Genomic DNA, 21377 nt, shown 5'->3' with positions numbered 1-21377 from the left:
AAACAGGCGTTCGGTGCTGAAGGCGCAACGGCTTAACCGCTCAGAGATTCATTGGAAGAATGACCATGGGGATGCCGCGCCGATGCAAGCGCTGCTGGATGGTCAATGCCGTTCCGTTGTGCAGTTGGCGAATCGCCCAATTCTCATCATCGAAGATCAGGGTCGAAGAAAAGAATACGCTGTTGGGGAATTCGGCCAGGACCCGATCGACCAGCTTGTTGATCTCGAAGATGATGTCGGGACCGAAGCTTTCGAACGTCGCCGACGGCAGGCCGCGCTGCCGGCAATAGGCCGCGAAATGCTCGAGCGTCGCCGACACTTCCGTCTGCAGTTCGTGCAGCCGTTCCTCGCCGCGGAAACTCTCCGAATCGACTTCGCCGACCGACACGAAGACGAAGTTGCGGAATTGCTGCGGGAACAGCTTGCGCAGGGACAGCAGCGTGTGCATGCCGGCGCCCAGCGAGCGGCCGATCATGAACACGGCCGTCGGCTGGCTCTTGTCCATCTCGGGCTCGGGCGCGTCGCGTCGCGACGGCACGGCGGTCGCGAACAGCGCGTCGACCTTGGCCAGCGCCTGGCCGGTTCGCGTGTAGTGCCGACGGATGGCGATGCCCAGCGTGACGGCGCAGCCGGTGACGCACACGGTGAGCCAGCCGCCTTCGGTGAATTTGGCGGACAGCGTCACGATCAGGATCGAGCCGGTGACGAAGCAGGCGACGCCGGCGAGCGCCAGACGCTTCAGCGCGTCGGGATTGCGCCGGCGCTCGCGCCACCAATGGACGCATAGGCCGAACAGGCACAGCGTGAAGGTGACGAACACGTTGATGCTGTAGAGTACGACCAGCACGTCGACGTCGCCGTGGGTCACCAGCAGCGTCGCGATCGCCGCTCCCGCCATCACCAGCACGCCGTTCTGGGTGACCAGGCGGTTCGACAGCTGGCTGAACTGGTGCGGCACCCACCGATCGACCGCCATGTTCGCCAGTACGGCCGGTCCCCCCAGGAATCCGGTGTTGGCGGCGACGAACAGGATGCCCGCCGCGAACACCAGGACCAGGGTCAGGATCCCGTGAGCCAGCGCCGAATCCGCACCGAAGATCGTGCCCAGGATGGTGTCGAACACCACGGCGTTGAGCGTCTGGCCTTCGACGGCCCGGACGTCCCAAAGCACGTAGAGGATGATCAGCCCGCCGGCCATGAAGCTCAGGGACAGCGCCATGTAGACCATGGTCCAGCGACCGGTCCGCACGCGCGGTTCCTTCAGGATGTTGACGTTGTTCGAGACCGCCTCGATGCCGGTATAGGTGCCGCCGCCCAGCGAATAGGCCTTCAGCAGCACCGCGATCACGCCGAACCAGCCGATCTCGCCGGCGAAATGCCGGGTCTCGCGCCAAGTCGCGGGCGCGATGTCGGGGATCATCGGCGCATGGTAGAGCACGCCATAGATGATCAGCGCGCCATGGGTCAGCACGAACCCGATGAAGATCGGCACCAGCAGGTGCAGCGGTTCCTTGACGCCGCGCAGGTTCAGGACCATCAGCACCAGCGTCATCACCAGCTCGACGCCCAGCTTCAGGCCCTGGTACTCGACCGGCAGCAGGCTGAACAGTGCATCGACGCCGCTCGCGACCGAGATGGCGATGGTCAGCGCATAATCGACGATGAGGGCGGCGCCGGAGACGAGGCCGGCATAGGGTCCGATCAGTGTGGTCGCGACCTTGTAGCCGCCGCCGCCCGACGGGAACAGTTCGATGACCTGGTTGTAGCCGAGCGAGATCAGGAAGACGGTGAAGGCGGTGGCGATCGCCAGGTAGACGGCGAGGTGGGTATTGCCGCCCAGCGCCAGGAACGCTTCCTCGGGACCGTAGTTGGCCGAAGACAGGCCGTCGGCGCCGAGGCCGACCCACGCTACGAAGGCGGCCAGCGCCATATGATGGCGTACGCCGGGGGCCAGCGCGTCGCGCGGACGGCCGACCAGCCAGGCGGCGAGCTTTTTACCGAACATTCGAAAGACGCCGTAATCCCTGTCGCGCATGGCCCCATGCCGATTCCAGGTTTGGAAAAAGCCCGGGCATCAGGGCAATAAACATTTGCGTTGAGATTTCGATCGACCCTGCTTCGAGGCATTCATGATCGGCAGCGGACTTGGGGCGCCGCCGATGCGGTGATCCCAGGTTCGGACGGAAAATGCCCGAGCGCCACGAGGCGCGCGGGTTTCGACCCTTTTTCAGGAGGGCGGCGGCACGATGGGGAAAGCGGGGGCACGAGTCAACGGCGACGGCCGCATGGCCGGGACGCCTGCCGGCTGGCATCGGCGCGTCGTGGTGCTCGCGGTGCCGATCGTGCTCGCCAACCTGTCGGTCCCGCTGCTGTCGGCGGTCGACACCGCGGTCGCCGGCCATCTGCCGGACGAGGCGAGCCTGGGCGGGGTGGCGCTGGGCGGGCTGATCTTCAGCGCGATGATCTGGGGCCTCGGATTCCTGCGGATGGCTACGACCGGGCTGATGGCCCAGGCGCTGGGCGCCGGCGATGCCGTGCAGATGAGGCTGATCCCGCTGCGCGCGCTGCTGCTGGCCTTCCTGCTGGGGCTCGCCGTCCTGGTCGCGCAGGGGCCGTTGCTGGGGGGCGCGCTTCACCTGTTGGGCGGCAGCCCTGCCGTCGGCGCCGCAGCGCGCGCCTATTGCGATGCCCGGATCTGGTCGGCGCCGGCGGCGCTCGGCAATTCCGTGGTGCTGGGCAGCCTGCTCGGCCTGCAACGGGCGAAGCTCGGATTCGGTTTGCAGCTGGTGCTCAATTTCCTCAACATGGTGCTGGCGATCGGGCTGGTCTACGGGCTGGGCCGCGGGGTCGACGGCATCGGCGCCGCCACGGCCATGGCCGACGGCATCGGGCTGATGCTCGGTCTCGCCGTCCTCTGGCATCTGCGCCGGCGCGGGCTGCCGCCGCTGGTGCTCTCGGCCTTGTGGGAACGGGCGCCGCTGCTCCGGCTGTTCGCGATCAACCGCGACATCTTCCTTCGGACCGCCTGCCTGATCGGGGTTACGGGCCTGTTCGCGCGCCTGGGTGCCGGCCTGGGCGACGTCGTGCTGGCCGGCAATGCCGTGCTGCTGAACTTCCAGACCTTCACGACGTTCGGCCTCGACGGCTTCGCCTATGCCGCCGAGGCGTTGGTCGGCGTCGCCGTCGGTGCGCGGGACCGGGCGTCGCTGCGCGCGGCCAGCCGCGTCTCCATGCTGTGGGCCGTGCTGGGCGCCTTTGGTTTCGCGGCAGTCTATGCGGCGATCGGCCCTGCGGTCATCGCCGGCCTGACCAACCAGGAGCCGGTGCGCGCCGTCGCGCGCAGCTTTCTGCCCTGGGCGATCGCGCTGCCGGTCGTCTCGGTCTGGGGCTTCCAGTTCGACGGCATCTTCATAGGGGCGACCCGGGCGCGGGAATTGCGCAACGGCATGATGATCTCGCTGGCGGTCTTCCTCATCGCCGCTTTCGCTCTGATGCCGATCGCCGGCAACAACGGGTTGTGGGGCGCCTTCGTCCTGTTCATGGCGGTGCGCGGGGTCTGTCTCGCCTGGTTCTATCCGCGCATCGGCGCGGATTGGGACGACCCGGCGCCGCAGACGGCACTCGTCGAATAACGCTCGCCCAGGGCAGGGCGCGGTCGCATAATCGGGACTTAACCGTCTTGCCGGGGACGAATTCGATCATGTCATCTCGTCATGCGGCCTTTGCCGTTCTTACCGGTCTCGGCATTCTGCTGACCGGCTGCGCCACCGGACCCAGCTATCCGCTGCTGACGCCGGTCGATGTCGCGCGCAGCTTCGGCTATTCCGACATCCGCCTGCCCGATGGGCGCTACGAGGTGAGCTACGTGGCACCGTCCCAGCAAGGCTACGGCTATCGGATGGATCAAAGCCCGACCGAGCGGCAGGGCAAGTCGCTGGCCTATGACATGGCGATCTGGCGCGCCGCCCAGATCGCGCAGTCCCAGGGCTTCAGGGGCTTCTCGGTCGCCGATTCCAAGACCAGCTCCGACATCCAGCAGCGGGCGGGCTTCTACGACGATCCGTGGGGCCCCGGCTGGGGACCCGGGCCCTATTGGGGCTGGCGCCGGCCGCCGTTCGGCTGGAACAACTACTATAATCCGCCGGAGACCTCGGTCCAGGTCGAGGTCAAGATGGCGGTCGCCCTGTCGAACAGCCTGAAGCCAGGCGACTATGATGCGGCGGATGCGATCCGGCAGCTGCGCACGACCTATCCGGGGGCCGACGGTGGCGCCACTGCCCCACCGCCGCAGGCGATCGGGCCCAGCGTGCTGCCGATCCCCGAACCCACCCTCATCCCGACACCAAAGAGCTGACCCTCATGGATAATCTGCGGATCGACGGCGCCCGCCTCTGGCGCACCATCATGGAAACCGCCGAAATCGGCGGCACGCCCAAGGGCGGCATCAATCGCCAGGCGCTGACCGATCTCGACGGCCAGGTGCGCCATCAATTGATCGCCTGGGCCGAGGCTGCGGGCTGCGCCGTGACGGTCGATCGGGTCGGCAACATCTTCGCACGCCGGCCGGGCCGCGATCCGTCGCTGCCGCCCGTGGCGGTCGGCAGCCATCTCGACACCCAGCCGACCGGCGGCAAGTTCGATGGCATCCTGGGCGTACTGGCCGGCCTGGAACTGATCCGGACCCTGAACGACGCCAACTACGAGACCGAGGCACCGATCGAACTGATCAACTGGACCAACGAGGAGGGCGCGCGCTTTGCCCCGGCGATGCTCGCGTCCGGCGTATTCACCGGCCGCTTCGCACTCGACTATGCGCTAGACCGGGCGGACCGCGACGGCAAGCGGTTCGGCGACGAGCTGGAACGGATCGGCTTTGCCGGCGAGACGCCGTGCGGCGACCATCCGCTCGCCGCCTTCTTCGAATTGCATATCGAGCAAGGACCGATCCTGGAGGCCGAGGGCAAGACCATCGGCGTGGTGACCGGGGTACAAGGCATCCGCTGGTATCATTTCTCGGTGGCGGGCCAGGACAGCCATGCCGGCACCACGCCGATGAACCATCGGCACGACGCGTTCCAGGGCCTGGCGCGCTTTGCGGTGGCGCTCGACCGGATCGCCCGCGAAGAGGGCGGCGGCGGGGTCGCCACCATCGGCATCGTCGAGGTCCAGCCGGGTTCGACCAACGTCGTGCCCGGAGCGGCCAAGGCCACGATCGACCTGCGTCATCCGGACGACGCGGCGCTGGATCGCATGGAGGCGGCATTCCGCGCGGCCGCCGACGGGATTGCCCACGACCTGGGCATCGAGATCCGGTTCGACACGACCTGGGCGGCGCCGGCCGTGCGGTTCGACAACGCCTGTATCGCGGCCGTGCGCGCGGCGGCCGACGCGAGCGGCCACGGCTATCGCGACATCGTCAGCGGCGCCGGCCACGACGCCGCCAACCTGGCTGCGATCACGCCGACCGCCATGGTGTTCGTGCCCTGTGCAGGCGGGATCAGCCACAACGAGGCCGAAAGCATCACCGAGGCGGATGCGGCCGCGGGCGCCAACGTGCTACTGCAGGCCGTGCTGAGCGTCGCCAACCGCAGACCGGCCTGAGCCACGGCTGATCGGTTCAGCGTGAAGGTCAAGCATTGCTGATTTATACCGTCGTCCGCGCGCAGGCGCCTGCCATGACCGAGAGATCTACCGCCGCTGCGGGGCGGACAGGCTGTGGCCGCTCGCGACCAGCAGGTCGAGCAGGCGGCGGCGTTCCTCCTCGGTCTTGCCGGCGGTCGCGACGAAACAGATGGTCGCGATGGTCTGGCCGTTGCCGTCCTTGACCGGCGCCGCCATGCATTGGGTGAAGCCGTCGACCAGGCCGGTGGTGACGCAGAAGCCGCCGGCACTGGCCTGCTCGATCTCGCGGTGGAATGCGTCGAAGTCGAGCCGGCGTCCGTCCGGCAGGGTCAGGTCCTCCGGCGGCAGGAAGCGGCGCAGGGCTTCCTTGCCGAGATGGCCCAGCAGCAGCCGGCCCGATGCGGTCCAGGGAATCGGCACCTCGATGCCGATGTCGGAGCTGATGCGGAACATCTTGGCGCCACTCCGCATGTGGATGACCGTGTATTTGTTGCCCTGCAGCGTACAGAACTGGGTGGTCTCGCCCGACAGCTCTGCCAGGCGCTGCACCTCTTCCCAGGCGCGCTTGGTCAGGTCGTTGACGGTCAGGTAGTCGGTCGCCCAGAAATGCACGGTCCGACCGAAGAACACCCGGCCCTCCTCGTCATAGCTCTCCAGGATGCCCGCCTCGATGAAGCGGTTGACCAGTTCGTAGGCGGTCGAGCGCGGCGCGTTGATGCGGCGGGCGAGTTCGCCGATCTTCAGCGGGCCGCGGGCGGCATGCAGGCACTCCAGCAGGTCGATCGCCCGGTCGATGCCGCGTGCGCGGGTCGAGGCGGGGGCATCGGCCTTGCCTGCATCGATCTCCGTGGTCTGTCCGTCCGGTGCCATCGTTCCGCTCTCCCGTTTCGCCGCTCCAGTAACGGAGCGGTTGTCGGCCCTGTCAAATTCGTTGCAAGGGCGTGGCGAAGAGATTACGGTCTCATTGTCCGGTATACAAGAATTAAATCTGATATATCGGACAAGCGAGCTCAAGCGACGGCGAATGCCGCGCGGACGAAAGGGGGAGTCATGCTCTCGTTCAAATCAGGCTTTACCGCTTTGGCGCTCGGCAGCAGCTTGCTGTTCGGCCCGGTTCAGGCGCAGACCGCCAAATCCGCCATCGACATCGCCACGATCGGCGAGCCCGGCCCGCTCGATCCGGTGACGGTCACGTCGGATCTGGTCAGCATCATCACCCAGCACGTGTTCGAGACGCTCTACGCGTTCGATGGCAAATGGCAGGCGGCACCGCTGCTGGCCGCGGCGCTGCCGGAAATCGCGGACGGCGGAAAACTCTACACGATTTCGCTGCGCCAGGGCGTGAAGTTCCATGACGGCAGCGCCATGGGAGCGGACGACGTGGTCGCCTCGCTCCAGCACTGGCTGAAGGCCAGCCCGCGCGGCAAGCTCGCGGCCCCGGCCGTCGAAGAGGTCGCGGCCAAGGACGCCAAGACGATCACGATCAAGCTGAAGCAGCCGTTCGCGCCGCTGCTGCCGCTGCTGGCTCTCCAGAACGGCGCCGCGGCGATCATGCCCAAGGCACTGGCGGCCTCGAGCGATACGCTCAAGACCTACATCGGTACCGGCCCCTACAAGATCGTCGAGCAGAAGCCCGATCAATATATCCGCATGGTCCGCTTCGACGGCTATACCTCGCCGGCCGGCACGCCCAGCGGCTATGCCGGTGCCCGCAAGGCCGAGATCGAGGAACTGCGTTTCGTGCCGGTGCCGAACGCGACCACCCGGGTCGACGGCATGCTGGCCGGGCAATATCAGTTCGCGGATTCGCTGCCGACCGAGCTGGCGCCCAAGTTCAAGGACCAGGCGGCGGTGAAGCCGATCACGGTCAAGCCGTTCGCCTTCGCGCTTTTGATCTTCAATCAGAAGACCGGGCCGATGGCCAATCCGCTGGTCCGCCAGGCGGCCCAGGCGGCGCTGGCCCCCGAGGACATGCTGCTGGCCGCGTTCGGCGATCCGAGCTTCTTCCAGGTCGAAGGCTCGATCTATCCCAAGGGCACACCCTTCTATGACGAGGGCAGCGTCAAGGGCTACAACCAGCACGACCCGAAGAAGGCCGAGGCGCTGTTGAAGCAGGCCGGCTACAAGGGCGAACCGATCAAGATCCTGACCTCGCCGCAATATGACTTCCTGTACAAGATGAGCCTGGTCGCCCAGCAGAATCTGGAGGAAGCGGGCTTCAAGGTCGATCTGCAGGTGCTGGATTGGGCGACGCTCCTGTCGAAGCGCGGCGATCCGACCCAGTGGGACGGGTTCTTCACCTTCCACGCCTTCGTGCCCGAACCGTCGCTGATCACCATCATGAACCCGGCATATCCGGGCTGGTGGGACACCCCGGAGAAGAAGGCGGCGCTCGATGCCTTCAACCTCGAGACCGATCCTGCCAAGCGCGTCACCGACTGGAAGGCGATCCAGGGCCTGTTCTACGCCCAGGCGCCGGCGATCAAGATCGGCGAGTTCTACAGCCTGTCGGCCCAGTCGCAGAAGCTCACCGGCTACACGCCCATGGGCTGGCCCTTCTTCTGGAACGTGAAGCTCACGCAATAACTTAAGGCAATTTACCCTCTCCCGCTTGCGGGAGAAGGTGAAGGCGAGGTGACGGAATGACCGCCTACCTGTCCCGCCGGTTTGCCGGCATGGCGATCGTGATGCTGATGGTGGCGGCGATCGTGTTCGTCATCGCCCGGGTCGTGCCGGGCGATCCGGCGGCGGTCATGCTGGGATCCAACGCGACGCCGGCCGACGTCGCGGCGCTCAGGACCCAGCTCGGGCTCGACCGGCCGCTGCCGGTGCAGTTCGTACTCTATATCCGCGACATCCTGTCGTTCGATCTAGGCAATTCCATCTTCCTCAACCGGCCGGTCGTCGATGCCATGCTCGACCGGGCGGAGCTGACGAGCTGGCTGACCGGCATGTCGATCGCGATCGCCATCACCATCGGCGTGCCGGTCGGCGTGCTGGCGGCGGTGCGGCGCGGCACCCTGCTCGACCAGGCGGTCACCGCGATCTCCATGCTGGCCGCCAGCCTGCCCAGCTTCTGGGTCGGCCTGACCCTGATCGAATATTTCGCGGTGCGGCTCGGCTGGTTCCCGGTCGCGGGCTACGGCAACCCGGGGGCGGGGCTGGGCGAGCGGCTGCATCACCTGGTGCTGCCGGCCATCGCGCTGGGGCTGCCCAATTCGGCGCTGATCATCCGCTTCACCCGCACCAGCATGCTCGACGTGCTGCACGAGGATTATGTGCGCACGGCGCGGGCCAAGGGGCTGGGTCCGGGTGCGGTCATCATCAAGCACGCGTTCCGCAACGCGCTCATCCCGGTGCTGACCGTGATCGGCCTGACCATCGCGGCGCTGATCGGCGGCGCCATCGTGACGGAGACCGTGTTCGGCCTGCCGGGCGTCGGCAACCTGATCGTCTCGGCCGTGCTGCGGCGCGACTATCCAGTGATCCAGGGCGCGCTGTTGATCATCTCGGGCCTCTACGTGCTCATCAACATGGCGGTCGACCTGCTCTACGCGGTCGTCGATCCGCGGGTGAGGTATTAGCGATGACAGCTTGCACCTCAAACTCAGTGTCATGGTCGGGCCTGACCCGGCCATCCACGCGCCTCCGCGCTTCGACTTTCCCTGATGGACGCCGCGGCGTTGCGACCGGCGCGTGGATCTCCGGGGCAAGTCCGGGGATGACGAGGGGAGGCGAACGCTCATGACCAAGCCCCGCTCCCCCGGCGCCCTGCTGTTCGCGCGCCTGTTGCGCCGGCGCATCGTGGTCGTGAGCCTGGCCGTGATCGTACTCATCGTCGGGTCGGCGATCCTCGCGCCCTGGATCGCGCCCTACGCGCCGACCAAGATGGACATCGTGCATCGCCTGAAGCCGCCGGTCGGGATCCATTGGTTCGGCACCGACGATTTCGGCCGCGACGTGCTGACCCGCACGCTCTATGGCGCGCGAGTCTCGCTGTCGGTCGGGCTGATGGTCGTGCTGCTGGCGAGCGTGCTCGGCACCCTGCTGGGCCTGTTCGCGGGCTATGTCCGCAGGCTTGATGCCGCGCTGATGCGCTTCACCGACGCGCTGATGGCGTTTCCGGACATCCTGCTGGCGATCGCGCTCCTGGCGGGGCTCGGGCCGTCGCTGTTCAACGTCGTGCTGGCGCTGGGCATCGTCTATACGCCGCGGGTCGCCCGCATCGTGCGCGGCGCCACGCTCGTGCTGCGTGAGCTGCAGTTCGTCGAGGCGGCCGAGGCGCTGGGCGCCAGCGACGCGCGGATCATGCTGGTGCATCTGCTGCCCAACCTGGTCTCGCCGCTGATCGTGCAGGGCACTTTCATCTTCGCGACGGCGATCCTGACCGAGGCGGCGCTGAGCTTCCTCGGCGCCGGCGTGCCGCCGACCACGCCGACCTGGGGCAACATGATCGCCGGTGCCCAGCAATACATGAACCAGGCCGACTGGCTGATCCTGGCGCCGGGCCTGGCGATCGTGCTGACCGTGCTGTCGCTGCAGATCGTCGGCGACGGGCTGCGCGACGCGCTCGACCCGAAACTCCAGCGGCTGATGTGAGGTATCCATGGTGAAAGACCTGCTGATCCGCGGCGCGCGGATCGTCGACGGCAGCGGCGCTCCCTGGTTCCTGGGCGATGTGCGGTTGAGCGGCGGCCGCATCGCCGCCGTCGGTGCCCGGTTGCCCGCCGACGGTGTGGAGGTGCTCGAAGCCGCTGGCCGCTACCTGGCGCCGGGCTTCATTGATGCCCATACCCATGACGACCTGATGTTCCTGCGCGAGCCGGAGCGGCTGGAAAAGGCGATCCAGGGCGTCACGACCATCGTCGTCGGCAACTGCAGTTTTTCGCTCTACCCCAAGGCACCGGGCCGGACCGACGCGCTGCGCGGGCATTTCGGCGCGCTGCTGGGCGAGACCGGCGAGGACGAGATCTTCACGGATTTCGCCGGTTACAAGATGGCGCTCGAGACCAACGGCATCGCACTCAACCTGGTCTCGCTCGTCGGCCATGGCGCGCTGCGCCTTGCGGTCATGGGCTATGACGAGCGGGCGCCGACGCCGGTGGAGCTGACAGAAATGCAGCGGTTGCTGGCGCGCGACCTGGCCGCCGGCGCCGGTGGACTGTCGCTGGGCCTGGTCTATCCGCCGAGCGCCTTTGCCGGGACCGCCGAACTGGTGGCCCTGGCCGAAACGGTCGCCGCCCATCAGGCCGTGCTGACCGCCCATGTCCGCAGCTATGAGGCCGAGTTGATCCCGGCGGTCGACGAGTTCCTGGCCCTGCTCAAATCGTCGGGCGCCCAAGGGCTGCTGTCCCACCTGCAATCGGCCGGCAAGCCCAACTGGGGCGGCGTCGCGCGCGCGATCAAGCGGTTGGAAGCGGCGCGGGCCGACGGGGTCGACGTCAGCTTCGACATGTATCCTTATCCGGCCGGCAGCAGCACGATCCTGCAACTGTTGCCGCCGACCGCGCAATCAGGCGGCATCGACGCGCTGATCGGCCGGCTGCAGGACCCGGTCACCCGCGCCGGCCTGCGTCAGTCGGTCGAAGAGGGCGACGGGCGCAACGGCACCTGGCCGTCCAAGGTCAAGCTGATCGGCTGGAACAACGTCCGCATCTCGGGTGTCGGCCAGCCCGACCTGAAGCGCTTCGAGGGCAAGGCAATGGACGTGGCCGCCACCGAGGCGGCGTTGCAGCCATTCGATTTCCTGGCCGACCTGGTCATCCGCGATGGTGGCCAGACGACCATCGTCATGTTCCAGCTGGGCGAGGACGACCTGCGCGCCGCTTTCACCCATCCGCTGCACATGGTGGGTTCCGACAGCCTGCCGCGCCCCGGGACCCGGCCGCACCCGCGCGCCTATGGCACGTTTCCGCGCGTGCTGGGCAAGCTGTCGCGCGACGAAGGGTGGCTGGGCCTGGAAGATGCCGTGCGCCGCATGACCTCGATCGCGGCCCAGCGCTTCGGCCTGATGGACCGGGGGCTAGTGCGCCCCGGCCTCGCCGCCGACCTCGTGCTGTTCACGCCCGACCTCGCCGATCTGGCGAGCTTCGACAGCCCGACCGAACTCGCCTCCGGCATCGACCGGGTCTGGGTCGCGGGCGAGACCATTCTGGCCGACGGGAAACCGACCGGCCTCCGACCGGGCCGCGTGCTCGGCCGTCACTGATTTCACCAGGAGAGTTGTTATGCGCAAGGCCCATATCGTCGAGGGTGCCGCCAAGCCGGCCGGCCAATATTCCCACGCCATCACCGCGAACGGCTTCGCCTATGTCTCCGGCCAGGGCCCCGTCGATCCCAAGACCGGCGTGATGTCGGATAATTTCGCCGAGCAGGTGCGCCAGACCATCCGCAACCTCGAGACGATCCTGAAGGGTGTCGGCGCCGGCCTCGAGGACGTGGTCAAGATCAACGCCTATCTGGCCGATCTTACCCGCTTCAAGGAATACAACGAGATCTATACCGAGTTCTTCAAGACGGCCCCGCCGGCCCGCACCACCATCGGCTGCCAGCTGCACGGCATCCACGTCGAGATCGACTGCGTCGCGGCGCTGCCCGCGAAGTAGGAAACGCCTTCTCTCGTCATGGCCGGGCTTGCCCCGGCCATGACGATAGGGAGGTGGCGGAACGACAAAGCGAACGGAGACGCTCATGAACATCGACCAGCTCGAAACCCCGGTGCCGGTGATCGACCTCGATCGCGTCGAGCGCAACCTCGCCAAGATGCAGGCCTATTGCGACCAGCATGGTCTGAAGCTGCGTCCCCACATCAAAACGCACAAGCTGCCGCAGTTCGCACTTCGGCAACTGGCGCTCGGCGCCGGCGGCATCACCTGTCAGAAGCTGGGCGAGGCCGAGGTCATGGCGGATGCCGGCGTCACCGACATCCTGCTGTCCTATCCGATGATCGGACCGATCAAGGCGGCGCGGCTGGCGGCGCTGGCGAAGCGCGTGTCGATGCGCGTCGTGGTCGACAATCCGGTGGCGCTCGAGACGGTGGCCTCCGCCGCGCGGCAGGCCGGCGCCGAGATCGGGGTGCTGGTCGAATTCGATTCCGGCGGCAAGCGCACCGGAGTCGTCACGGTCGACGAGGCCCTGGCCCTGGCCCAGGCGATCATCGCCACGGACGGCCTGCGCTTCGACGGGCTGATGACCTATCCGAGTTCGGCCGAGACCGCGCGTTTCGTGGCGGCGGCCAAGCAGCGGCTGGGCGGCGAGGGCATCGAGATCCGCATCGTGTCGGGCGGCGGCACGCCCAATGTCTGGCACCAGCACGAGATCGAGGGCCTGACCGAGCTCAGGGTCGGAACCTATATCTATCACGACAGGGCGACGGTGGGCGCCGGCGTCGCGGCGCTCGACGACTGCGCGCTGCACTTGCATGCGACCGTGGTCAGCCGGCCGACCGAAAACCGGGCCATCATCGATGCGGGCTCGAAGAGCCTGTCGAGCGACCGGGTCGCCCCGTCGGTCGGTGAGGGCTATGGCCTGATCCTGGAATATCCCGACGCGATCATCGAGCGGCTGAACGAGGAGCATGGCATCCTCGACCTGACCCATTCGGCGCGTAAGCCGGCGATCGGCGAGCGGGTGCGCATCGTGCCGAACCATGTCTGCGTCGTGACCAACCTGCATGACGAGGTGGTGACCAGCCGCAACGGCTTGGTCGAGGCGACTCTGCCGGTCGCCGCGCGCGGCCGCACCAGATGACCGTGGCCGGCGAACCCCTGCTGGCGGTCGAAGGCCTGAAGACCTGGTTCAAGGTCGAGGGCGGCACGGCCAAGTCGGTCGATGGCGTGTCCTTCACGCTTCATCGCGGCGAAACCCTGGCCGTGGTCGGCGAATCCGGCAGCGGCAAGTCGGTCACCAGCCTGTCGATCATGCGCCTCATCCCCGATCCGCCGGGCCGGATCGTCGAGGGCACCATCAACCTCACCGGCCGCGACGGCGTCACCCGCGACCTGGCGCAACTGGGCGAGCCGGCGATGCGGGCGATCCGCGGCAACGAGATCGGCATGATCTTCCAGGAGCCGATGACCAGCCTCAATCCGGTTTATACGGTCGGTGACCAGATCGGCGAGGCGCTGCGGCGCCACCAGGGGCTGGGCAAGCGGGCCGCCCACGAGCGGGCGATCGAGATGCTGACCAAGGTCGGCATCCCCGATCCGGCGCGCCGGGCCGCGGAATATCCCCATCGGCTGTCCGGCGGCATGCGCCAGCGCGTGATGATCGCCATGGCGCTCGCCTGCGGGCCGGCAGTGCTGATCGTCGACGAGCCGACCACGGCGCTCGACGTCACGATCCAGGCACAGATCCTCGACCTGATGCGCCGGCTGCAGGCCGAGCTGGGCATGAGCATCCTGTTCATCACCCACAATCTGGGCGTGGTGGCCGAGATCGCCGACCGGGTCGCCGTCATGTATGCCGGCCGCGTGGTCGAGGAGGGCGACGTCCACGCCGTCTTCGCCCGGCCGCGCCACCCCTATACCCGTGCGCTGCTGGCCAGCATGCCGGTGTTGGGCAGCCGCCAGCGGCTGGCCGCCATCCCGGGCCAGGTGCCGAGTGCGGCCAACCTGCCCGAGGGGTGTGCCTTCGCGCCACGCTGCCCGCTCGCGATCGACGCCTGTCGCACGGCGCCCCCGCCGCTCGAGGATACCGGCGACGGGCATCGGGTCCGTTGCATCCGCTGGAGGGACGCATGAGCCAGCCCCTGCTCGAGGTCATCGGCCTCACCAAGCTGTTTCCCGCCGGCGGCGGCGCCACGGTCAAGGCGGTCGACGATGTGGGGTTCACCCTGGCGCGCGGCGAGGTGCTGGGCCTGGTTGGCGAGAGCGGCAGCGGCAAGACCACGACCGGCCGCGCCATCCTGCGCCTGGTCGAGCCGACGGCCGGCAAGATCGTCTTCGATGGCGCGGATATCACCCATCTCGACCGATCGGCGCTTCGCGCCTATCGCCGGCGCATGCAGATCATCTTCCAGGACCCGTACGCCAGCCTCAATCCGCGCCGCAAGGTCAAGGATGCGATCGGCGAGGCGTTCGTGATCCATGGCATCGGCAGCAAGGCCGACCGACGCGACCGGATCGCCGCCCTGCTGCAACGGGTGGGATTGCCGGTCGACGCCATGGAGCGGTTCCCGCACGAATTCTCCGGCGGCCAGCGCCAGCGCATCGGCATCGCCCGGGCGCTCGCCGTCGAGCCGGATTTCATCGTCGCCGACGAGCCGGTCTCGGCGCTCGACGTGTCGGTCCAGGCCCAGGTCGTCAACCTGCTGAAGGACCTGCAGGCGGAGTTGGGTCTGACCGTGCTGTTCATCGCCCACGACCTGGCGGTGGTCCAGTACATCAGCGACCGGATCGCCGTGCTCTATCTGGGCCGGATCATGGAGATCGCGACCAGCGACCAGCTCTATGCCCGGCCGCGCCATCCCTATACCGAGGCGCTGCTGACGGCGGCGCCGATCCCGGACCCGACCCGGCGCAGCCAGCGCGTGCCGCTGCAGGGCGACGTGCCGAGCCCGCTCAATCCGCCGTCCGGATGCGTGTTCCGCACCCGCTGCCCGCACGCGATCGCCGCTTGTGCCGAGCAGGTGCCCCCTCTGGCGGAGGTCGAGCCCGGACATCTCAAGGCCTGCATCCGCGACGACATACTCTGAGCCGCCGCAAAAACACCGGAGCCGGGGATCGGTTCCGGGGAAATCTTCACATCCCCGGAAGGTATCCTGTTGCGATGCAGCAAAGACGAGCCTGGATTCGCTCTGTGTGATCGGTTTCACAGGGTGCCACGATACCGCTGCATGGCTGTCCTTCCTGGGGCGCAAATCCAGAGAATCCAAAGACTTCGAAAATTGTTGGCAAAAAGTCTTGGAATCCGCGGCTGTCTTCTGTATCCAACAGCTTCCTTCCGCCACGGGCGGCGGGTATTCCCAAAAGGGATACCAGCCGTGCGTTTCCCGAAGCGGGCCGCCGACCGGCTGGTCCGCATACCCGAGAGAACGTGACAGAGAGGCCATGAAGCGAGAAGTTGCCGCGATCGCCATCGCAACTGCACTCCTGACCATCCCCGCCGCTGTTCCCGCGTCCGCGATGGAATGTGTCGCGTATGCCAAGAGCGTCACCCAGATCAACCTGCGCGGCGACGCGTGGAAATGGTGGGATTCCGCATCGGGTGAATATTCCCGTGGCCACAAGCCGCACATGGGCGCCGTGATGGTGTTCGACCGCACCAAGCACATGCGGCACGGCCATGTCGCCGTCGTGGTCGACCTGATCGGAGACCGCGAAGTGCTGGTCGACCAGGCCAATTGGGCCGCCGGCAAGCACAACAAGGGCAAAGTTTCCCGCGCCGTCTCGGTCGTCGACGTCTCCGAGAAGAACGACTGGAGCGACGTGCGCGTCCGCTGGAAAGATTCGCCGGACTATGGCCGCGACAATCCGGTGCGTGGTTTCATCTACAGTACGCCGGAGAGCCGGGGCTAGCGGTTCCGGCCAGCTTCGATCGAACAGGAAAGGGCGCTCGTGGGGCGCCCTTTTTGCTTTTGGGGCTGCCTCAGCCTGCATTGTTCGAGCGGCCTCCTGAACGCAAAGATTGCGCATTCAAGTAAATGAATTGTAACAATTGGTAATGATATTTATCTGTGGTTGAGTGTTCTGAAAATTTGCTTATATTTTTATTTGACGTAACGCAAATGTTTAGCCTCGGTTGTGAAAGAATTCGGTGGAGACGGTATTATGATGCCGATTTCCCGAAAGGATGGATCATGTTCGAACAAGAACTGATCTCGGCGATAGAGCATTATCGAGAAATGCAGGAAGTCGACGACCTGCAGACTCGTCTTATCATGAACCGGCAATCTTCCCGAGACCCGCTCATTCAATCCATCATCGGGCTCAATGCCGCGGGTGAGCCCGGGTTCTCGATGGCGGCACTGGCCGGGCAAAGCGAAAAAATCATTCTCGAACGACTTGGTACCTATTTGATCCGGGAGCGTGTCGAGGCCGGCCTGCTGGCCTATGTCGCTGCCGATCGTGACGCGCTGATGCGGTTGGCCCAGGCGGCGGCACAACCGTCCGAGTGGCTGACCGTCGCGCGCCGCAGGATCGATCGGTTCAGCGTCGAACATCCTGTAGGCCATCGCCCACACTCCTGAGGTGTGGAAGTTCCGCCAAGATAATTGCGATCTTCTCCCGATGCATCAGAAGATATCGGCTGTGTACTTTCTGTGTCTTATTAGGGTCTTTAAATAAATATTTGAATTATCTGATTCAATGGAATTTATTATAAGTTGAATACAAGAAATTCATCCACAAATAGTAATGCAACCTGAGACATATAACTTCGATTCATTGAGCGAGTGTGAGACGGCAGGTCGCTGTCTCGATATTTGCCGAGAGGAATTGTCATGTTTAAAGATGATTTGATTCTGTCGATCGGCAATTATTGGGAAATGCAGGCGATCGACGACTTGCAAATCCGGTTGACCATGAACCGGCGATCCTCCCGCGATCCGCTGGTGCTGGCGAGCATCGGGCTCAACATCACCGGGGAGCCCAATTTCACGATCCTCGCGCTGGCCGGCCAGACCGACCAATGCATCCTCGAACATCTGGGCGCCTATCTGATCCGGGATCGGGTTGAGGCTGGCCTGCTCGCCTATGTCGCCGCCGATCGTGATGCCTTGGCCCGACTGGCCCAGGCGGCGGCGAAGCCCGACGAGTGGCTGCTCGCCGCCTGGGTTCGGCTCGACCGGTTCAACGCCGAGCATCCGATCAGCAATCGACCGCGGTCGTAGCGCCGATCGCCTTCAGAAGCTTTTCGTCAAGCCGGCGAAGAAGCCGCGGCGCGGCCCGAATTGCGGGGCGCCGACACCGACGCCGGAGCCGTCGCGGATTTCGTACTTTCCGTCGAGGGCATTGATGATGTCGAAGCGCACTGCCAGCGCGCCGACCGTCGGCAAATCGAAATTCTGCGCGACGCCCAGATTGACCTGCACATAGTCGGGCAGGCTGTGGCTGTTCGGGAAATCCCCGTCGGCGCGCAGCCCGGTGCCATAGAGCAGGTCGGCGCTGAGCCGCGTCTGGTCGATCCGATAGGACACGCCGGCGGAGGCGCTGTAGGTCTGGTCGTGATCCAGATGGATGGAATGCTGGCGGATGTAGGCGAGGTCGTCGGGCGAGAAACTGAACTGGCTCGAGACGATGTCCCGCCCCTCGGCCGAATTTGCGGCGAAATTGCCGTAAGCGGTCCAGGGGCCTTCCCGGTAGGAGGCCGACAGTTCCGCGCCATATTGCCGGCCCGACGCATAATCGAACGGCGTCAGGATGATCGGCGCGCCAAACTGGCCCTCGTCGATCAGGTTGCGGTCGTTCTTGTAATAGGCGTCGAGCCCTACGGTCAGGCCGGGCAACAGCCGCTGCGAGATGCCCAGGTCGAAATAATTGGCCTTTTCCGCACGGGAGACGTCATCGGTCGCGATCGCGGAGGCCGCCGTCGTGTTCGCGAATTTCGCGACGGTCTCGCCGCCGACCAGCTCGAACGGCGGCGGCGTGAAGTAGCGGGCGTATCCGGCATGGACCGTCGTCGTGCCGGTCGGCTTCCAGACCAGGTTGATGCGTGGGCTCAGCTGGTTCTCATGGGTGAAGGCGTCGACCAGATCGAACCGGCCGCCGTAGTTGAGCGTCAGGTCGTCGGTCAGACTCCATTCGTCCTGCAGGTAGAGGCTGTAGGTCCAGGCGGTCTTGCCGCCGTCGTCCGCGATCCGTTGCGGCTGGTCGCTGGTCTGCATGCCATTGGCGTCGGTCGGCAGCACCAGCGACGTGGTGGCACTGGTCGCCCGGTCGCCCTCGACGATGATCCCGGCGCGCAGCGTGTGACGGTCGCTGGGGTGATAGGCGCCCTCGGCCTGGACTCCGCCGGCGACGTCGCGCTTGTAGGCGGTCTGCGCGATGCCGTCGTACAGCAGGTCGCCGAGCGGGTCCGGCGTGAAAGACAGGCTCGAGGAGCGGCCGAACAGGGAGACCTGCAGGTCGAAACTCTCCTGGGACCGCAGATAGCTCAGCACGCCGTAACGGGTCAGTTCGCGCTGGTTCTCGTCGAGCTTGTCGCTGGGGAAAACGGTCTGCCCGTTGACGGTCAGACCCAGTTGTGGCGCCTGGGCCCGTTGGTCGGGGATCTGGAACTGCTCGCGTGACGTGCCCAGGATCAGCGACACCCTGCTCGACGGGTCGATGATGTCCTCGAAATAGCCGAAGCCCTGCCCCTGCTGGGTCCGGTCGTGCAGAGGATCTGACCGGCCGTCGGGCGATTCGATGCCGAGGCCGCTCTGCAGATAGTCGCCCGACACGAAATAGCGGATCGAGCCCGCCGATCCGCCGAACTCGAAGCTCGGCTCCAGGGTGCCGTGGCTGCCGCCGTAGATCGACACGGAGCCGCCGGGCTCGACGCCGCCGTCCTGGGTGCGGATGTCGATGATCCCGGCCGTGCGCAGGCCATATTCGGCCGGCAGCGCGCCGGTGATCAGCTCGACCTGGTCGGCGAGGCGCGGGCTCAGCGTCTGGCCGAACACGCTGATGCCCTCGGGCAGGATGATGCCGTTCAGGCGGTATTGCAGATTGTTGTGCTCGCCGCGGATATGGATCTGGCCGAACGAATCCTGGGCGACGCCGGGCGCCTGCAGCAGGACCTGGTTCAGCGGGTTGTTCGTCCCGCCCGGTTGGCTGTCGAGCGCTTGGGCGTCGATCACATAGGTCGACGCGCCGGTCTGGGTCTGGATGCCGTTGCGCGCCGCGTCGAGCTTCTGGCCGATGACCGTGATGTCCTCGGTGGTTGGAGGGGCATCGGCGAGGGCAGGGGAAGCCAGGGCCGCGGTCAGCAGACCGATGCCGGCAAGGCGATGGGATTTCATGAAGGTATCCAGAATGTTATAACGTTTTACATTATAGAGGCGAGATGGGCATTTCTTTTCGTCCGCCATCCCATGCAGGGGGGTGTACCAGTCTCGCTTAGCTGTTCTACTCCAGTAGGCTGATACAACTCCGTCATGCCCGGCCATGACGACTTGAAGCTAACTATCTGCGCTGCTTCGCGTTGGACTGGATTTCCGCCTGTGCCGGAATGACGGGAAGAATGGCCCCTTAGTTCTTCAGCATCCCGGCCTTCAGCGTCGCCGTGTTATATTCGAACATCTGGATGTAGGTCGGCGCCGGCTCGTCCGGTTTGGACAGCGCGTCGGAGAACAGCGGCGGACCAACCACCGCGCCGGTATCGCGCGCCAGCTGCTCGATCAGCCGGCTGTTGCTGATGTTCTCCAGGAACAGTGCGCGCAGCTTCTGCTGCTTGATCTGGCGCTCGAGCTTGGCGACGTCGCCGGCCGAGGGCTCCCCTTCCTCAGTCGTGAGGCCGATCGGCGCGATGAAGTCCACGCCATAGGCCTTGCCGTAATATTGGAACGCGTCATGGGTCGTGATGACGCGGCGCTGGATCGCCGGGATCCCGGCCAGGTCGGCCCGGATCTTCGTATCGAGCTCCGCCAGTCGCTGGGAATAGGCATCGGCGTTCTGCCGATAGGCGGCGGCGTTGGCCGGATCGGCCGACGCCAGTCCGCGGGCGATGTTGGCGACATAGACCTGACCGTTCTTCAGGCTCTGCCAGGCGTGGGGGTCGGTCACGGTCTTGGCCTTGCCGCCGTCTTGCTCCTCCATCGTCAGCGGCGTGATCCCTTCGGTCGCGATCACGCGGGTACCGGTGAAGTTGGTCGATCCCATCAGGCGCGTCAGCCAGCCTTCAAGGCCCAATCCGTTGATCACCACCAGTCGCGCCGTGCTGATCGCCTTGGCGTCCGACGGGGTCGGCTCGTAGGTGTGGGCGTCGCCATCGGGACCCACCAGGGTTTTCACCACGACCTTGTCACCGCCGACGTTGCGGACCAGGTCGCCCAGCACGCTCGTCGTCGCGATGACCGGCAACGGAGCGGCCTCCGCGGCAGGGGCGGCGAGGGGGGCAAGCGACAAAAGCAGGAGAAAAAGGCGCATGGCGTTTCCCGACTGGGGTATGGAATTTTCTAATGTTATAACATAACATTCTCTGGAATCCAGCACGTTTCCTGGAGACCTAAAGTACCGCTAAAATTTTATATAAATGTGAGGAGAATGCTGGAGTTTTAAACCCCGAGATCCCTCGCATTTTAAGCGATAGACGTGGCGAGATACCGCTCCCCGGGGTAATGTGCGATGTCGTCTTCGAGATGGCCAATCCCTAAGGGAGCGGTTTGAAGGCGACTACTGTGCCCCAGAAGGGGCTCCGTCGGAAACCCGGCGGTTTTACTTCCTTAAAGGATGAAGCACATGTCTGGCATTACGCTTACCGCTACCCAAACCTCCACCCTGCAGTCCCTGTCCAGCGCCTCGTCGCTGTTCACGTCGACCCAGAACGAGCTGAACACCGGCAAGAAGGTGAATTCGGCATCGGACGACGCGGTCGCTTTCTTCCGGTCCAAGTCGCTCTATGACCGGTCCAGCCAGATCCTCACCCGCAAGGCCAACGTCGATCAGTCGATCCAGTCGGTTCAAGCCGCCCTGGACGCGACCTCGGCCGTCGATGGCCTGCTGAAGCAGCTCAAGGGTGTGCTCGAAGGTGCTCGCGGCGCCACCGTTTCGTCGCGTGTGTCGGCGACCGTTCAGTTCAAGAACATCGCCAAGCAGTTGGCCCAGCTGGTCAAG

General features: G+C 65.7%; 19 protein-coding genes. 15 read left to right on the top strand and 4 right to left on the bottom strand.

Features of this window, described 5'->3' with window-relative positions; genetic code table 11:
- Positions 1 to 40: 40 nt before the first annotated feature.
- Entirely contained in the window at positions 41 to 2035 is a 1995-nt protein-coding gene (locus tag VGV37_RS11880; protein WP_326879888.1) for an APC family permease, read from the bottom strand.
- A 250-nt stretch (positions 2036 to 2285) separates the two neighbouring features.
- On the opposite strand from VGV37_RS11880, the gene VGV37_RS11875 reads away from it, so the two are divergent.
- The 3 genes from VGV37_RS11875 (at position 2286) to VGV37_RS11865 (ending at position 5601) form a co-directional block, all read left to right on the top strand.
- Positions 2286 to 3632 (top strand): MATE family efflux transporter, encoded by a 1347-nt coding sequence (locus VGV37_RS11875; protein WP_326879887.1) that lies wholly within the window; start codon positions 2286 to 2288, stop codon positions 3630 to 3632.
- A gap of 68 nt (positions 3633 to 3700) precedes the next feature.
- Entirely contained in the window at positions 3701 to 4354 is a 654-nt protein-coding gene (locus VGV37_RS11870; protein ID WP_326879886.1) for a CC0125/CC1285 family lipoprotein, read from the top strand.
- 5 nt (positions 4355 to 4359) lie between these two features.
- A complete protein-coding gene (locus VGV37_RS11865) occupies positions 4360 to 5601 on the top strand; it encodes a Zn-dependent hydrolase (protein ID WP_326879885.1) in 1242 nt (413 codons plus the stop codon).
- Positions 5602 to 5688: 87 nt separating this feature from the next.
- Here VGV37_RS11865 and VGV37_RS11860 read toward each other — a convergent pair whose 3' ends face one another.
- The gene (locus VGV37_RS11860) at positions 5689 to 6492 is read right to left on the bottom strand and encodes an IclR family transcriptional regulator (RefSeq protein WP_326879884.1); all 804 of its coding nucleotides are present in this window, start codon (positions 6490 to 6492) and stop codon (positions 5689 to 5691) included.
- A gap of 180 nt (positions 6493 to 6672) precedes the next feature.
- On the opposite strand from VGV37_RS11860, the gene VGV37_RS11855 reads away from it, so the two are divergent.
- The 11 genes from VGV37_RS11855 to VGV37_RS11805 all read left to right on the top strand — a co-directional run bounded on the left by VGV37_RS11855 (position 6673) and on the right by VGV37_RS11805 (position 17452).
- The gene (locus tag VGV37_RS11855) at positions 6673 to 8208 is read left to right on the top strand and encodes an ABC transporter substrate-binding protein (RefSeq protein ID WP_326879883.1); all 1536 of its coding nucleotides are present in this window, start codon (positions 6673 to 6675) and stop codon (positions 8206 to 8208) included.
- A gap of 56 nt (positions 8209 to 8264) precedes the next feature.
- Positions 8265 to 9206, top strand: coding sequence for an ABC transporter permease (locus VGV37_RS11850; protein WP_326879882.1), 942 nt, complete (start codon positions 8265 to 8267; stop codon positions 9204 to 9206).
- Between the two features lie 160 nt (positions 9207 to 9366).
- Positions 9367 to 10221, top strand: coding sequence for an ABC transporter permease (locus tag VGV37_RS11845; RefSeq protein ID WP_326879881.1), 855 nt, complete (start codon positions 9367 to 9369; stop codon positions 10219 to 10221).
- A gap of 7 nt (positions 10222 to 10228) precedes the next feature.
- Complete coding sequence (locus VGV37_RS11840) at positions 10229 to 11830, top strand: D-aminoacylase (protein ID WP_326879880.1); 1602 nt, start codon at positions 10229 to 10231, stop codon at positions 11828 to 11830.
- Between the two features lie 19 nt (positions 11831 to 11849).
- Positions 11850 to 12227 carry a RidA family protein gene (locus VGV37_RS11835; RefSeq protein ID WP_326879879.1) on the top strand — a complete coding sequence of 126 codons (378 nt, stop codon included), beginning with the start codon at positions 11850 to 11852 and terminating at the stop codon, positions 12225 to 12227.
- Between the two features lie 85 nt (positions 12228 to 12312).
- Positions 12313 to 13371 carry an alanine racemase gene (locus VGV37_RS11830; RefSeq protein ID WP_326879878.1) on the top strand — a complete coding sequence of 353 codons (1059 nt, stop codon included), beginning with the start codon at positions 12313 to 12315 and terminating at the stop codon, positions 13369 to 13371.
- Entirely contained in the window at positions 13368 to 14363 is a 996-nt protein-coding gene (locus VGV37_RS11825) for an ABC transporter ATP-binding protein (protein WP_326879877.1), read from the top strand. Before VGV37_RS11830 ends, VGV37_RS11825 begins: the two co-directional genes overlap by 4 nt.
- Complete coding sequence (locus tag VGV37_RS11820; RefSeq protein WP_326879876.1) at positions 14360 to 15316, top strand: ABC transporter ATP-binding protein; 957 nt, start codon at positions 14360 to 14362, stop codon at positions 15314 to 15316. The genes VGV37_RS11825 and VGV37_RS11820 overlap by 4 nt, the downstream gene beginning before the upstream one ends.
- Before the next feature lie 355 nt (positions 15317 to 15671).
- Positions 15672 to 16139: a CHAP domain-containing protein gene (locus VGV37_RS11815; RefSeq protein ID WP_326879875.1), complete on the top strand. Its 468-nt coding sequence runs from the start codon at positions 15672 to 15674 to the stop codon at positions 16137 to 16139.
- A gap of 281 nt (positions 16140 to 16420) precedes the next feature.
- Positions 16421 to 16810: a hypothetical protein gene (locus VGV37_RS11810; RefSeq protein WP_326879874.1), complete on the top strand. Its 390-nt coding sequence runs from the start codon at positions 16421 to 16423 to the stop codon at positions 16808 to 16810.
- Between the two features lie 252 nt (positions 16811 to 17062).
- Positions 17063 to 17452, top strand: a complete 390-nt coding sequence (locus VGV37_RS11805) for a hypothetical protein (protein ID WP_326879873.1) — start codon at positions 17063 to 17065, stop codon at positions 17450 to 17452.
- Between the two features lie 12 nt (positions 17453 to 17464).
- On the opposite strand, the gene VGV37_RS11800 is transcribed toward VGV37_RS11805, so the two are convergent.
- Positions 17465 to 19564 carry a TonB-dependent receptor gene (locus VGV37_RS11800; protein ID WP_326879872.1) on the bottom strand — a complete coding sequence of 700 codons (2100 nt, stop codon included), beginning with the start codon at positions 19562 to 19564 and terminating at the stop codon, positions 17465 to 17467.
- A 229-nt stretch (positions 19565 to 19793) separates the two neighbouring features.
- Positions 19794 to 20690, bottom strand: coding sequence for a metal ABC transporter solute-binding protein, Zn/Mn family (locus tag VGV37_RS11795; RefSeq protein ID WP_326879871.1), 897 nt, complete (start codon positions 20688 to 20690; stop codon positions 19794 to 19796).
- 312 nt (positions 20691 to 21002) lie between these two features.
- On the opposite strand from VGV37_RS11795, the gene VGV37_RS11790 reads away from it, so the two are divergent.
- Positions 21003 to 21377 (top strand): hypothetical protein (locus tag VGV37_RS11790; protein ID WP_414637979.1); only part of this gene is annotated, 375 nt, incomplete at its 3' end.

Origin of the sequence: Aliidongia sp. (assembly GCF_035943795.1) — a bacterium.
GTDB lineage: Bacteria > Pseudomonadota > Alphaproteobacteria > ATCC43930 > CGMCC-115725 > Aliidongia.
The sequence above is the reverse complement of the archived record's forward strand: the minus strand, read 5'-3'. Positions and strand labels throughout refer to the sequence as shown.